Below are 15,008 nucleotides of genomic sequence, written 5' to 3'. Positions count from 1 at the left end.
CGTTTTGTGATGCCTTCGCAATAACCTGATTGCCGGTGAGAGCGCTATGAAAGCAGGCCTGTTCAATCCCGATAGCTTCAAGGACAACTGCGGCTTCGGCCTGATCGCCCATATGCAGGGCGAGCCCAGCCACGACCTGCTGGAAACGGCCATTGAAGCCCTGACCTGCATGACCCACCGGGGCGGTATCAACGCGGACGGCAAGACCGGTGACGGTTGCGGTCTGCTCATGCAGAAGCCGGACGCCTTCCTGCGCGCCATCGCCCAGGAGCAGTTCGGTGCCGAATTGCCCGAGCAGTACGCTGCCGGCGTGGTGTTCTTCAACCAGGACGAGGCCCGTGCCGAACGGGCCCGTGCCAACATGAACCTGGAGATCGAGGCCGCCGGCCTGACCCTGGTCGGCTGGCGCAAGGTGCCCATCGATACCTCGGTGCTGGGTGAATTGGCCCTGGCCCGCCTGCCGCGCATCGAGCAGGTGTTCGTCGCCGGTCCGGGTCTCGACGACCAGCAGTTCGGCGTCAAGCTGTTCTCCGCCCGCCGCCGTTCCTCGGTGCGCAACGCCGAGGACGCCGAGCACTACATCTGCAGCCTGTCGTCCCGGGTCATCGTCTACAAGGGCCTGATGATGCCGGCGGATCTCGCCGCCTTCTATCCGGACCTCGGCGATCCGCGTCTGGCCACCGCCATCTGCGTCTTCCACCAGCGCTTCTCCACCAACACCCTGCCGAAGTGGCCGCTGGCGCAGCCCTTCCGCTATCTCGCCCACAACGGCGAGATCAACACCATCACCGGCAACCGCAACTGGGCCCAGGCGCGGCGGACCAAGTTCGTCAACGAACTGATCCCGGATCTCGACCAGCTCGGTCCGCTGGTCAACCGCGTCGGTTCCGACTCCTCCAGCATGGACAACATGCTGGAACTGCTGGTGACCGGCGGCATGGATCTGTTCCGCGCCGTGCGCATGATCATTCCGCCGGCCTGGCAGAACGTCGAGACCATGGACGCCGATCTGCGCGCCTTCTACGAATTCAACTCCATGCACATGGAGCCCTGGGACGGTCCGGCCGGCGTGGTGCTGACCGAAGGCCGCTACGCGGTCTGCCTGCTCGACCGCAACGGCCTGCGCCCGGCGCGCTGGGTGACCACCAAGAACGGTTACATCACCCTGGCTTCGGAAGTCGGCGTCTGGAACTACCAGCCCGACGACGTCATCGCCAAGGGCCGGGTCGGCCCGGGCCAGATCCTCGCCGTGGACACCGAGACCGGCGAGGTGCTGCAGACCGACGACATCGACAATCGCCTCAAGGCGCGCCATCCCTACAAGCAGTGGCTGCGCAAGAACGCCATGCGCATCCAGGCGACCCTGGACGACAACGATCACGGTTCGGCCTTCTACGACCAAGATCAGCTGCGCCAGTACATGAAGATGTTCCAGGTCACCTTCGAGGAGCGTGATCAGGTGCTGCGCCCGCTGGGCGAGCAGGGCCAGGAAGCCGTGGGCTCCATGGGTGACGACACCCCGATGGCGGTGCTGTCGCGGCGCATCCGTTCCCCGTACGACTATTTCCGCCAGCAATTCGCCCAGGTCACCAACCCGCCGATCGACCCGCTGCGCGAGTCCATCGTCATGTCCTTGGAGACCTGCCTGGGCGCCGAGCGCAATGTCTTCGAGGAAACCGCCGAGCACGCCGATCGCGCCATCCTGAGCAGTCCGGTGGTCTCGCCGGCCAAGTGGCGGACCATCCTCAACATGCCCAAGCCCGGCTTCGAGCATGTCAAGATCGACCTCAACTACCCCGAGTCCATGGGCCTCGAGGCTGCGCTGCGCAACATCGTCGAGCAGGCCGAGGAGGCCGTGCGCGCCGGCAAGGTGCTGCTGGTGCTGACCGACCGCCACATCGAGCCGGGCAAGCTGCCGGTACACGCGGTGCTGGCCACCGGCGCCGTGCACCATCACCTGGTCAACCTGGGGCTGCGCACCAGCAGCAACATCCTGGTGGAGACCGCCACCGCCCGCGATCCGCACCACTTCGCCGTGCTGCTGGGCTTTGGCGCCACCGCGGTCTATCCGTTCCTGGCCTACGAGGTGCTGGGCGACCTGATCCGCACCGGCGAGGTGCTGGGCGATCTCTACGAGGTGTTCAAGTACTACCGCAAGGGCATCACCAAGGGCCTGCTCAAGGTGATCTCCAAGATGGGCATCTCCACCGTCGCCTCCTATCGCGGCGCCCAGCTGTTCGAGGCCGTGGGCCTGGCGGACGAGGTCACCGACCTCTGCTTCCCCGGGGTCACCAGCCGCATCAAGGGCGCGCGCTTCGTCGACCTGGAAGCCGAGCAGAAGCTGCTGGCCGGCGAGGCCTGGAACAACCGCAAGCCGATCCAGCCGGGTGGCCTGCTCAAGTTCGTCTATGGCGGCGAGTACCACGCCTACAACCCGGACGTGGTCAATCTGCTGCAGGCCGCCGTGCAACAGGGCGACTACGCCAAGTTCCGCGAATACACCGCGCTGGTGGACCAGCGTCCGGTGGCCATGATCCGCGACCTGCTCAAGGTCAAGACCAGCGACCAGCCCCTGGCGCTGGACGAGATCGAGCCGCTGGCCAACATCTTCACCCGCTTCGACGCGGCCGGCATCTCCCTGGGCGCTCTCTCGCCGGAGGCCCACGAGGCGCTGGCCGAGGCCATGAACCGCCTGGGTGGGCGCTCCAACTCAGGTGAGGGCGGCGAGGACCCGGCGCGCTACGGCACCATCAAGAGCTCCAAGATCAAGCAGGTGGCCACCGGCCGCTTCGGCGTCACCCCCGAGTACCTGGTCAATGCCGAGGTCCTGCAGATCAAGGTGGCCCAGGGCGCCAAGCCGGGCGAGGGCGGTCAGCTGCCCGGTGGCAAGGTCAACGGCCTGATCGCCAAGCTGCGCTATGCGGTACCCGGCGTGACCCTGATCTCGCCGCCGCCGCACCACGACATCTATTCAATCGAAGACCTGTCGCAGCTGATCTTTGACCTCAAGCAGGTCAACCCCAAGGCGCTGGTATCGGTCAAGCTGGTGTCCGAGCCCGGCGTGGGGACGGTAGCGGCTGGTGTGGCCAAGGCCTATGCCGACCTCATCACCATCTCCGGCTACGACGGCGGCACCGGTGCTTCGCCGGTGACCTCCATCAAGTACGCCGGTTCGCCCTGGGAACTGGGCCTGGCCGAGGCGCACCAGACCCTGCGCGGTAACGACCTGCGCGGCAAGGTGCGGGTGCAGACCGACGGCGGTCTGAAGACCGGCCTGGACGTGATCAAGGCGGCCATCCTCGGCGCCGAGAGCTTCGGCTTCGGTACTGCGCCGATGATCGCCCTGGGCTGCAAGTACCTGCGCATCTGCCACCTGAACAACTGCGCCACCGGCGTCGCCACCCAGAACGACCGCCTGCGCAAGGAACACTTCATCGGTACGGTAGAGATGGTGATGAATTTCTTCACCTTTATCGCCGAGGAAACCCGCGAGTGGCTGGCCAGGCTGGGCGTGCGCAGCCTGGGCGAGCTGATCGGCCGTACCGATCTGCTGGAAATCCTGCCGGGCGAGACAGCCAAGCAGCAGCACCTGGACCTCACCCCGCTGTTGGGGAGTGATCATATTCCGGCCGAGAAGCCGCAATATTGCCAGGTGGAAAAGAACCCGCCGTTCGACCAGGGCCTGCTGGCCGAGGAAATGGTGCGCCTGTCGCTGCCCGGGATCGAAAAGCTCGAAGGCGGTGACTTCAGCCTGAACATCGGCAACTGCGACCGCTCCATCGGCGCCCGTGTCTCCGGTGAAATCGCCCGGCGTCACGGCAACCAGGGCATGGTCAAGGCGCCGCTGACCTTCCGCTTCAAGGGCACCGCTGGCCAGAGCTTCGGTGTCTGGAACGCCGGCGGCCTGCATATGTATCTGGAAGGCGATGCCAACGACTACGTGGGCAAGGGCATGACCGGCGGCAAGCTGGTCATCACCCCGCCCCAGGGCGCGGGCTTCAAGAGCCAGGAATCGGCCATCATCGGCAACACCTGCCTCTATGGCGCCACTGGTGGCAAGCTGTTCGCCGCCGGCACCGCCGGTGAGCGCTTCGGGGTGCGCAACTCCGGGGCCCACACGGTGGTGGAAGGCACCGGCGACCACTGCTGCGAGTACATGACCGGCGGCTTCGTCTGCGTGCTGGGCAAGACCGGCTACAACTTCGGCTCGGGCATGACCGGCGGCTTCGCCTATGTGCTGGACCTGGACAACGGTTTCTATGACCGGGTCAACCACGAACTGGTGGAGATCCAGCGCATCAACAGCGAGGCCATGGAAGCCTATCGCAGCCACCTGGAAGGGGTGCTGGCCGAATACGTGCGCGAGACCGGCAGTGCCTGGGGCAGCCATCTCCATGAGAATCTGGACGACTACCTGCGCAAGTTCTGGCTGGTGAAGCCCAAGGCGGCCAGCCTGGCGTCGCTGCTGGTCAGCACCCGCGCCCGTCCGGAATAACGACTTCGATGCCGGCTCCCCAGGGCGCCGGTTTCACCGTGATAGCTCGTGGCGCCCTGCTGAAGGGGCGTCGCTTCAAGAGGTTTGGAAATGGCTGAACGTCTGAACAACGACTTCCAGTTCATCGAGGTCGGTCGCAAGGATCCGAAGAAGAAGCTGCTGCGCCAGCGCAAGAAGGAATTCGTCGAGATCCACGATCCCTTCAAGCCGCAGCAGGCCGCCGAGCAGGCGCACCGCTGCCTGGGTTGCGGCAACCCCTATTGCGAATGGAAGTGCCCGGTGCACAACTTCATTCCCAACTGGCTCAAGCTGGTCTCCGAAGGCAACATCCTGGCGGCGGCGGAGCTGGCGCACCAGACCAACACCCTGCCCGAGGTCTGTGGCCGGGTCTGCCCGCAGGATCGGCTCTGCGAGGGCGCCTGTACCCTCAATGACGGTTTCGGCGCGGTGACCATCGGGTCGGTGGAGAAATACATCACCGACACCGCCTTCGCCATGGGCTGGCGCCCGGACATGTCCAAGGTCAAGCCGACCGGCAAGCGCGTCGCCGTGATCGGTGCCGGTCCGGCCGGCCTGGGCTGTGCCGACATCCTGGTACGCAACGGCGTGACCCCGGTGGTGTTCGACAAGCATCCCGAGATCGGTGGCCTGCTGACCTTCGGCATCCCCGAATTCAAGCTGGAAAAGACCGTGCTCAGCCGCCGCCGCGAGGTCTTCGGCGGGATGGGTGTGGAATTCCGCCTCAACACCGAGGTGGGCAAGGACGTGACCATGGACCAGTTGCTCGAGGAATTCGATGCGGTCTTCCTGGGCATGGGCACCTACACCTACATGAAGGGCGGCTTCCCCGGCGAAGACCTGCCCGGCGTGCACGACGCCCTGGATTTCCTGGTGGCCAACGTCAATCGCAACCTGGGTTTCGAAAAGGATGCGGCCGACTTCGTCGACATGAAGGGCAAGCGCGTGGTGGTCCTGGGCGGTGGTGACACCGCCATGGACTGCAACCGCACCTCCATCCGCCAGGGCGCCAAGAGCGTGACCTGCGCCTACCGCCGCGACGCCGCCAACATGCCGGGCTCGCGCAAGGAAGTGAAGAACGCCAAGGAAGAGGGCGTGAAGTTCCTCTTCAACCGCCAGCCCATCGCCATCATCGGCGAAGACAAGGTGGAAGGCGTCAAGGTGGTGGAGACCCGTCTGGGCGAGCCCGATGCCCGTGGTCGCCGCAGTCCCGAGCCGATTCCCGGTTCCGAGGAGATCCTGCCGGCCGATGCGGTGGTCATCGCCTTTGGTTTCCGCCCGAGTCCCGCGCCCTGGTTCGAGCAGTTCGGCATCGATCTCGACAGCCAGGGGCGCGTGGTCGCGCCAGGGCTGCACGAATTCAAGCACCAGACCAGCAATCCGAAGATCTTTGCCGGTGGCGACATGGTGCGTGGCTCCGACCTGGTGGTGACCGCCATCTTCGAAGGCCGCAACGCCGCCGAGGGCATCCTCGACTACCTGGGCGTCTGAGCCCAGGCCGCTGGACAGGAGCCGACCGGTGCAAGCCGGTCGGCTTTTTTGTGGCTGAAAGATTATCGAGGCCATGGCGGTTCGCCGATGCGACCGCTCCTGCCTGGCATGACGCTCTTGTAGGAGCGGTCGCTACGGCGCACCGGCATGGCCGCGATCAGCTCGTTGAATCCGTCCTCTCGAGGGCCGCTGTAATGTGCTGGGCTTGACGGTGGGTAAGGCTGCGCCGTTACCCACCCTACGGCTTCACGCCGCCACCGATGCGTAGGGTGGAAAACCGCACAGCGTTTTCCACGCGGCTATCCCTTGCCAGTCACAACCGCCACCCCATCGCCCCGATAGACAAAAGGCACGACCCCTCGCCGTGCCTTTTGCCAGCCGCTTTGCGACAATGCCGGCACTTTTGCTGCCGGATGTCGCCATGACTGCCCTGAAGAACGACCGTTTCCTGCGTGCCCTGCTCAAGCAGCCGGTGGACGTCACCCCGGTGTGGATGATGCGCCAGGCCGGGCGTTATCTGCCCGAGTACCGCGCCAGCCGGGCCCGCGCCGGGGACTTCATGAGTCTGTGCAAGAACCCGCAATTCGCCTGCGAGGTGACCCTGCAGCCGCTGGAGCGCTATCCGCTGGATGCCGCCATCCTCTTTTCCGACATCCTCACCATCCCCGACGCCATGGGTCAGGGCCTCTATTTCGAGACCGGCGAGGGGCCGCGCTTTCGCAAGGTGATCGACACGCCGGCCGACATCGAGGCGCTGCCGATCCCCGATGCCGAATCCGACCTGGGCTACGTGATGGACGCCGTGCGCACCATCCGCACGGCGCTGGACGGCCGGGTACCCCTGATCGGCTTTTCCGGCAGCCCCTGGACCCTCGCCACCTACATGATCGAAGGCGGCTCCAGCAAGGATTTCCGCAAGGCCAAGGCCATGCTCTACGACACCCCCGAGGCCCTGCACCTGCTGCTGGACAAGCTGGCCCAGGCGGTCACCGCCTACCTCAACGGCCAGATCCGCGCCGGCGCCCAGGCGGTGCAGATCTTCGACACCTGGGGCGGCAACCTGTCCGCCGCGGCCTACCAGGAATTTTCCCTGGCCTACATGCGCAAGATCGTCGCCGGGCTGATCCGCGAGCATGAAGGACGCCAGGTACCGGTGATCCTCTTCACCAAGAATGGCGGTCTCTGGCTGGAAAGCCTGGCCGACAGCGGGGCCGAGGCCCTGGGCCTGGACTGGACCTGCGACATCGGCGAAGCGCGCCGCCGTGTGGGTACCAAGGTTGCCCTGCAAGGCAACATGGACCCCAGCGTGCTCTACGCCAAGCCGGCGGCCATCCGCGCCGAGGTGGGGCGCATCCTGGAAAGCTACGGCCAGGGCAGCGGCCACGTCTTCAACCTGGGCCATGGCATCACCCCCGAGGTGGATCCGGCCCATGCCGGTGCCTTCATCGAAGCTGTCCACGAGTTGTCGGGGCGCTACCACCAAGGCTGACTGTGCCGGGATCGGCACGACCGGTCCCAAGTCGAGCGAGCGGGGCGTGGCCGGTTACGGCATAGTCGGGGTTTTCCCGACGGAGCGCCGCCATGGCCCAGATGACCCCGGAAGAGCTGCAGCACCTGGCCGAAGAGGTGCTCGCGGCCCATGGCTTCAGTCAGCCGCAGGGCGCGGCCATCGCCGCCATGATGGTGGCTGGCCAGCGTGACGACTGCGCCTCCCACGGCATCTATCGGCTCCTGGGCATCGTCAAGACGCTCAAGGCCGGCAAGGTGGTGGCGGATGCCGAGCCTCGCGTCGAAGACGTGGCACCGGCCATTGTCCGGGTCGATGCCGGGGGCGGCTTCTCGCCGCTGGCCTTTCATACGGGCCTGCCGCTGCTGGAAGCCAAGGCGCGCAATTGCGGTCTGGCAGCCCTGGCGATCAACAACTGCGTGCACTTCTCGGCGCTCTGGGTGGAGATGGAAGCCCTCACCGCCAGGGGCCTGGTGGCCTTGGCCTGCAATCCGACCCAGGCCTATGTCGCCCCGGCCGGTGGGCGTCGTCCCCTGTTCGGTACCAATCCCATCGCCTTCGGCTGGCCACGGCCGGAAGGGCAGCCCTTCGTCTTCGACTTCGCCACCAGCGCCGTGGCCCGCGGCGAAATCGAATTGCATCGACGCGCCGGCAAGGCCCTGCCCGAGGGCTGGGGGGTGGATGCCGAGGGTGCTCCCAGCAGCGATGCCCGCACCGTGCTGGAGGAGGGCGCCATGCTCACCTTTGGCGGTCACAAGGGCTCGGCGCTGTCGGCCATGATCGAATTGCTCGCCGGTCCCCTGATCGGCGATCTCACCAGTCCGGAGTCCTCCGTGGTCGACGCCGGCGCGGGCGGGTTGCCCTATCACGGCGAACTCATCCTGGCCTTCGATCCCCAGCGCTTTCTCGGCGCCGCGGTAGCCGACTATCAGCAGCGCGCCGAGCAGCTGTTCGCCGGCATCGAGGCCCAGGGCGCCCGCCTGCCGTCGCAGCGCCGCTATCAGGCACGGACTCGTAACACCACCCGTGGCTGGGTGGAGGTGCCGGACGAACTCCTGGCCGACGTCCGGGCCCTGCTGCCCGGCTGAGTCGGGACGCGATCCGTATCACCTGAAGGAGGCTGCGACAACGCGGTCTCTGAACCCCGCCCCGGACGCAGGGTCCACGACTGGCCCCCTTAGTGCCAGCCTGGGTCTTCATGTACGCCGACGACACCGATCGCCCTCACCACCGCGGCCTGTTGCTGCTGAGCATCACCCTGATGGTGCTGGTGTACTTTCTCGACAACCTGTCGATCGCCCTGGCCAACCGCTATGTCTACGGCGGCCTGGGTATCGACCCGCGCAGCTACACCCTGGCCACGGCCTGCTACAGCGCCGCGGTCATCGTCACCAGTGCCCCGCACCAGTGGTTCGCCCAGCGCCTGGGCTATCGCAACCTGATCTTCACCGCCGTCGGCATCCACCTGGTCGGACAGGTGTGCTGCCTGGTGGCCACCGATCTGCCGACCTTCATCGTCGGGCGAGTACTGATGGGCGCCGGCGCCGCCACCTTCTTTGCCGGGGCGCGGGTACTGGTGCAGATGTATTTCTCCGGTCCGCAGTTGCCGACCGGGATCCGCGCCTTCGCCTCCGGCGTGCCCCTGGGTGGTGCGCTCGCGTCCTTCACCACCGCGGAATTGCTGGAAGGTCATCAGTGGCGCGCCATTTTCATGGTGCCGGCGCTGGCCTGCGCGCTGGTGGCGGTGTGCGTCTGGCTGTCGCTGCCGCGGCGCTCCCATCCGCTGCAGAATTCCGGAGCGCCTTCGCTGCTGTCCATAATGTTGCTGGCGGTGGGCAGCCTGCTGCTGACCACCACCACCCAGCGCCTGGCCTTCGACTTCTTCAGCGACGGGCCGTGGCTGGCCCTGGAGCTGCTGCTGGGAACGGCCATCCTCGGACTCTATGTCTACTACGAGCGCGGCCTGGCGCGGCCGACGCTGGACTTCAAGCACGCCATCACCCCGGGCTTTCTCGCCGGCATGCTGTTCATGATGCTCAACTACTTCCTGCTCGGCGCCTACAACTTCATCATCCCCCAGTACGTGGTCAACGGCCTGCAACTGCCGGTCTATACCGCCGGGGGCGTCATGGCGCTGGGCTGGCTGTGCGGTCTGGCCCCGCTGCTGATGATCACCTCGGTGCGGCTGCGCGAGCGCTTTCCCTGGGGCGGCTTTCGCAAGTACCTGGTGGCGGGCTATCTGCTGCTGGCCGGCTACGGCTTCTGGATGGTGCGCCAGCACGCCGACGTGCCCCTCTACCAGCAACTGGTCCCGGGGCTGATGATGCATGGCACCTACCTGATCGGCACCTTCGCGGTGATCATCATGTACACCTTCATGCGCGTCGAGCCGGCCTATTTCAGCCAGGCCTACCAGATCAAGAACATGACCCAGCAACTGGTCATGCCCATGGGCATCGTGCTCTCCAACGTCTTCCTGCAGTGGCGCGACGCCTTTCACGCCGCGGTGCTCAGCGCCGCGGTCAATCCCTATGCGCAGACCTACCAGGCCTATGGCGAACGCTATCGGCAAGCCACCGGCGCCGACAGCGCCCTGGCGCAGATCTCCAGTCTGGTCACCCGCCAGAGCCAGGTGCTGGGCTATCTCGACTATTTCTGGCTGGTCGGCTGGATCGGTCTGGCACTGGCCCTCTACATGGCCGTGCAACGGCATTTTCGCTGAGGCGCGACGTTTGCCGGCCCTTAAGCCGACGTTCAGCTAGCGACCACCATAATGCGGGCTTTTGCAGGTCGCGGCAGCTGTCGGGCGCCTGCGCCGGTCGGCCGCGCCCCAGTCGGTCCGGAGCTTGCATTGCTGGGCTGTCGGGCTTTGTGGAACAATGCGGGCAACGACATTTTTCAAGGGTGGCAGCCGTGATCGACGCTGATGGTTTTCGCCCCAATGTCGGCATCATTCTCGCCAACGATGCCGGCCAAGTACTGTGGGCCCGCCGCATCAATCAGGATGCCTGGCAGTTCCCCCAGGGTGGGATAGATGACCGGGAAACGCCCGAAGAGGCGCTGTACCGGGAGCTGAACGAAGAAGTGGGGCTGAGCCCCGATGACGTCCGCATCCTGGCCTGCACCCGGGGCTGGTTGCGCTATCGTCTGCCGCAGCGCATGGTGCGCACCCACAGCCGTCCGCTGTGCATCGGCCAGAAGCAGAAGTGGTTTCTGCTGCGGCTGACCGCGGAAGAGCAGCGGGTGCGGATGGATGTGACGGGCAAGCCGGAATTCGATGGCTGGCGCTGGGTAAGCTACTGGTACCCACTGGGCCAGGTGGTGACCTTCAAGCGAGAGGTCTATCGGCGGGCGCTCAAGGAGTTGGCACCCCGCTTGCTGGCCTGATTACCGGTACGGCCGGTGCGAAAGAGGTGAGGAGAAGCTGTGGTCATGCAGGATGAACGACACGTGATGCACGCCGGCGGCTCCGCCGGGCGTCGGCTGCGGAGGCGCTAGATGCTTGCAGTTCTGCGCAAGATCGTCCAGGAGGTCAATGCCGCCAAGGATCTGGGGTCGGCACTGTCCATCATTGTGCAGCGCGTCCGCGCGGCCATGCAGTCGCAGGTCTGCTCCGTCTATCTGCTGGATCCGGATACCAACCGTTTCGTGCTGATGGCCACCGAAGGCCTCAACAAGAAGTCCATCGGTCGCGTCAGCATGGCCCCCAACGAGGGCCTGGTCGGCCTGGTCGGGACCCGCGAAGAGCCGCTCAATCTCGAAGACGCCGCCAGTCACCCGCGCTTTCGCTACTTTGCCGAGACTGGCGAAGAACGCTATGCCTCCTTTCTCGGCGCGCCCATCATCCACCACCGGCGCGTCATGGGCGTGCTGGTGGTGCAGCAGAAGGAGCGTCGCCAGTTCGACGAGGGTGAGGAGGCCTTCCTGGTGACCATGAGCGCCCAGCTCGCCGGGGTGATCGCCCATGCCGAGGCCACCGGGACCATCCGCGGTCTGGATCGGCAGGGCCGGGGTATCCAGGAGGCCCGTTTCGTCGGCATCCCCGGTTCGCCCGGGGTCGGCGTCGGCAAGGCGGTGGTGGTCCTGCCACCGGCCGACCTGGAAGTGGTCCCGGACAAGACCGTGACCGACATCGACGCCGAGTTGCAGCTGTTCCGCACCGCCATCGAAGGCGTGCGGGCGGACATGAAGGCGCTGTCCAAGCGCCTGTCCACCCAGTTGCGCAAGGAAGAGCAGGCGCTGTTCGACGTCTATCTGATGATGCTCGACGACGCCGCCCTCGGTAACGAGGTGACCACCATCATCAAGAGCGGCCAGTGGGCCCAGGGCGCCTTGCGCCAGGTGGTGATGGAGCACGTCCAGCGCTTCGAACTGATGGACGACGCCTATCTGCGCGAACGCGCCGCCGATGTGCGCGACCTTGGTCGCCGGTTGCTGGCCTATCTGCAGCAGGCCCACCAGGCCTGCCTGATCTATCCGGAAAACACCATCCTGGTCAGCGAGGAACTCTCGCCGGCCATGCTCGGCGAGGTGCCCGAAGGGCGCCTGGTCGGCCTGATCTCGGTGCTTGGCTCGGGCAACTCCCACGTGGCCATCCTGGCGCGCGCCATGGGCGTGCCCACCGTCATGGGCGCGGTGGATCTGCCGTATTCCAAGGTGGACGGCATCGACCTCATCGTCGATGGCTACCACGGCGAGATCTTCACCAATCCTTCGCCGACGCTGATTAAGCAGTATGGCGACGTGGTGGAAGAGGAGCGCCAGCTGACCCAGGGCCTCGACGCCCTGCGCAGCCTGCCCTGCGAGACCCTCGACGGTCACCGCATGCCGCTGTGGGTCAACACCGGCCTGATGGCCGACGTGGCCCGTGCGCAGCAGCGCGGCGCCGAAGGGGTCGGGCTGTATCGCACCGAAGTGCCCTTCATGGTCAACGAGCGCTTTCCCAGCGAGAAGGAACAGCTCTCCATCTATCGCGAGCAACTGGCCGCCTTCCATCCGGCGCCGGTGACCATGCGCACCCTGGACGTCGGCGGCGACAAGGCGCTGTCCTATTTCCCGATCAAGGAAGACAATCCCTTCCTCGGCTGGCGCGGGATCCGCGTCACCCTGGACCATCCGGAAATCTTCCTGGTGCAGACCCGCGCCATGCTCAAGGCCAGCGAAGGCCTGAACAACCTGCGCATCATGCTGCCGATGATTTCCGGCGTGCACGAGGTGGAGGAGTCCCAGCATCTGCTGCACCGTGCCTGGTGCGAGGTGCGTGACGAAGGCGTCGATATCCCCATGCCGCCGGTGGGTGTCATGGTCGAGGTTCCGTCGGCGGTCTACCAGGCCCGTGATCTGGCGCGCCAGGTGGACTTCATCTCGGTGGGTTCCAACGACCTGACCCAGTACCTGCTGGCGGTGGATCGCAACAACCCGCGGGTGGCTGACCTCTACGACTACTTCCACCCGGCGGTGCTGCAGGCGCTGCAACAGGTGGTCGATGGCGCCCATGCCGAAGGGGTGCCGGTCAGCATCTGCGGCGAGATGGCCGGCGATCCGGCGGCGGCGGTGCTGCTCATGGGCATGGGCTTCGATACCCTGTCGATGAACGCCACCAACCTGCCCAAGGTGAAGTGGCTGCTGCGCCAGGTCACCCTGGAAAAGGCCCGCGAGCTGGTGCAGCAGATGCGCCAGATCGACAATCCCCAGGTCATCCACAGCGCCCTGCACCTGGCCTTGCGCAATCTCGGACTGGGCCGGGTGATCAACCCGGCAGCCAGCGTCCAGAGCTGAGCGTGTCAGGCGGGAAGGCTGCTTCCCGCCTGACAGGTAGCGGCGTACCATGCCGCCTCTTGCGCCCGAGGTGATGATGGATCTCTTGCTCTTCCTGGTGCTCGGCGCCTGCGCCGGGCTGCTGGCCGGTCTGTTCGGGGTCGGCGGTGGCCTGATCATCGTGCCGGTGCTGGTCTACAGCTTTACCGCCAAGGGCCTCGATCCGGACATCCTCACCCACTTGGCGGTGGGCACCTCGCTGGCCACCATCGTCTTCACCTCGCTGAATTCCGTCTGGGCCCACCATCGACTCGGCGCCGTGCGCTGGCGGCTGTTCGCCTGGATGGCCCTGGGCATCGTCTTCGGCAGCGCCTTGGGCGCCCTGACCGCCGCTGCCATCCATGGCCCGCTGCTGCAGAAGATCATCGGCACCTTCGCCATTCTCATTGCGCTCCAGCTGGCGCTGGACCTGCGCCCCAGGCGCCAGGCCGGCGAGCCCGGCAAGCCGACGCTGACGGTGGCGGGGGCGGTGATCGGCTGGGCCTCGGCGATCTTCGGCATCGGCGGCGGCTCGCTCACCGTGCCCTTCCTGGTCTGGCGTAGCCTGTCGATGCAGCAGGCGGTGGCCACCTCGGCGGCCTGTGGCCTGCCCATCGCCCTGTCCGGGGCGCTGTCCTTCATCCTGGTCGGCTGGCAGCAGCCGGGTCTGCCCGCCTGGAGTCTGGGCTATGTCTATCTGCCGGCCTTGCTGGGCATCGCCCTGACCAGCATGTTCTCGGCCCGTTTCGGTGCGCGACTGGCCCATCGCCTCTCGCCCCGGCTGCTCAAGCGCCTGTTCGCCCTGCTGCTGTTCGGCGTCGGTCTCAACTTCCTACTCTGATCCCTTTCAAGGAGGCACCATGCTGCCGTATCCGCAAATAGACCCGGTGGCCCTGTCGCTGGGGCCGCTGAAGATCCACTGGTACGGCCTCATGTACCTGGTGGGGATCGGCGGCGCCTGGTGGCTGGCCAAGCGTCGGCTCAATCGCTTCGATCCGCGCTGGACCAGCGAGACGCTGTCAGATCTGGTGTTCTGGGTGGCGCTGGGGGTCATCGCCGGGGGGCGACTCGGCTACGTGCTGTTCTACAACCTGGCGGAGTACATCGCCAATCCGACGCTGATCTTCGAGGTCTGGAAGGGCGGCATGTCCTTCCACGGCGGCCTGCTCGGCGTGATCCTGGCGGTCTGGTGGTTCGGCAAGCGCCACAACAAGGGCTTCTTCGAGCTGATGGACTTCATCGCGCCGCTGGTACCCATCGGCCTCGGTGCCGGTCGCATCGGCAACTTCATCAACGCCGAGCTCTGGGGCAAGCCCACCGATGTCCCTTGGGCGATGATCTTCCCGCCCTACAGCGATCCGGCCCAGCTGCCGCGCCATCCGTCGCAGCTCTATCAGTTCGCCCTGGAAGGCGTGGCGCTGTTCGTCATTCTCTGGCTGTACTCGCGCAAGCCGCGGCCGACCATGGCCGTGTCCGGCCTGTTCGTACTCTGCTACGGCATCTTCCGCTTCATCGTCGAATTCGTCCGGGTGCCCGACGCCCAGCTCGGCTATCTGGCCTGGGGTTGGCTGACCATGGGGCAGGTACTCTGCGTACCCATGGTGCTCGGCGGTATCGCGCTCATGGTCTATGCCTACCGCCGTGCGCCGCAGCCGGTCGTCCGCGCCGAATGACGTCTGGGGGCCGCCCGCATGACAAGTG

At 66.0% G+C, this 15,008-nt stretch carries 9 protein-coding genes; all 9 read left to right on the top strand.

Annotated elements, in window-relative coordinates; genetic code table 11:
- The first annotated feature begins 46 nt into the window (after nt 1-46).
- The 9 genes from gltB to lgt all read left to right on the top strand — a co-directional run bounded on the left by gltB (nt 47) and on the right by lgt (nt 14,980).
- Nucleotides 47-4,495, top strand: coding sequence for a glutamate synthase large subunit (gene gltB, locus AABM56_RS19780; RefSeq protein WP_133861486.1), 4,449 nt, complete (start codon nt 47-49; stop codon nt 4,493-4,495).
- 90 nt (nt 4,496-4,585) lie between these two features.
- Nucleotides 4,586-6,004 (top strand): FAD-dependent oxidoreductase, encoded by a 1,419-nt coding sequence (locus tag AABM56_RS19775; protein WP_133861485.1) that lies wholly within the window; start codon nt 4,586-4,588, stop codon nt 6,002-6,004.
- Nucleotides 6,005-6,425: 421 nt separating this feature from the next.
- On the top strand, nt 6,426-7,493 hold the full coding sequence (hemE, locus tag AABM56_RS19770; protein ID WP_133861484.1) for a uroporphyrinogen decarboxylase: 1,068 nt from the start codon (nt 6,426-6,428) through the stop codon (nt 7,491-7,493).
- Nucleotides 7,494-7,585: 92 nt separating this feature from the next.
- Complete coding sequence (locus AABM56_RS19765; RefSeq protein ID WP_263259284.1) at nt 7,586-8,599, top strand: Ldh family oxidoreductase; 1,014 nt, start codon at nt 7,586-7,588, stop codon at nt 8,597-8,599.
- Nucleotides 8,600-8,709: 110 nt separating this feature from the next.
- Nucleotides 8,710-10,233, top strand: coding sequence for an MFS transporter (locus AABM56_RS19760; RefSeq protein ID WP_263259285.1), 1,524 nt, complete (start codon nt 8,710-8,712; stop codon nt 10,231-10,233).
- Nucleotides 10,234-10,424: 191 nt separating this feature from the next.
- Nucleotides 10,425-10,898, top strand: coding sequence for an RNA pyrophosphohydrolase (locus AABM56_RS19755; protein WP_007161635.1), 474 nt, complete (start codon nt 10,425-10,427; stop codon nt 10,896-10,898).
- A gap of 111 nt (nt 10,899-11,009) precedes the next feature.
- The gene (gene ptsP / locus AABM56_RS19750) at nt 11,010-13,289 is read left to right on the top strand and encodes a phosphoenolpyruvate--protein phosphotransferase (RefSeq protein ID WP_133861481.1); all 2,280 of its coding nucleotides are present in this window, start codon (nt 11,010-11,012) and stop codon (nt 13,287-13,289) included.
- Nucleotides 13,290-13,365: 76 nt separating this feature from the next.
- Complete coding sequence (locus AABM56_RS19745) at nt 13,366-14,148, top strand: sulfite exporter TauE/SafE family protein (RefSeq protein WP_133861611.1); 783 nt, start codon at nt 13,366-13,368, stop codon at nt 14,146-14,148.
- Nucleotides 14,149-14,167: 19 nt separating this feature from the next.
- Complete coding sequence (gene lgt / locus AABM56_RS19740; RefSeq protein ID WP_059313521.1) at nt 14,168-14,980, top strand: prolipoprotein diacylglyceryl transferase; 813 nt, start codon at nt 14,168-14,170, stop codon at nt 14,978-14,980.
- Nucleotides 14,981-15,008: the final 28 nt, after the last annotated feature.

The sequence above is a fragment of the Pseudomonas aestiva genome (genome assembly GCF_039908605.1).
Classification (GTDB): Bacteria; Pseudomonadota; Gammaproteobacteria; order Pseudomonadales; family Pseudomonadaceae; genus Chryseomonas; species Chryseomonas aestiva.
This window is presented reverse-complemented; position numbering and strand designations above follow the sequence as displayed.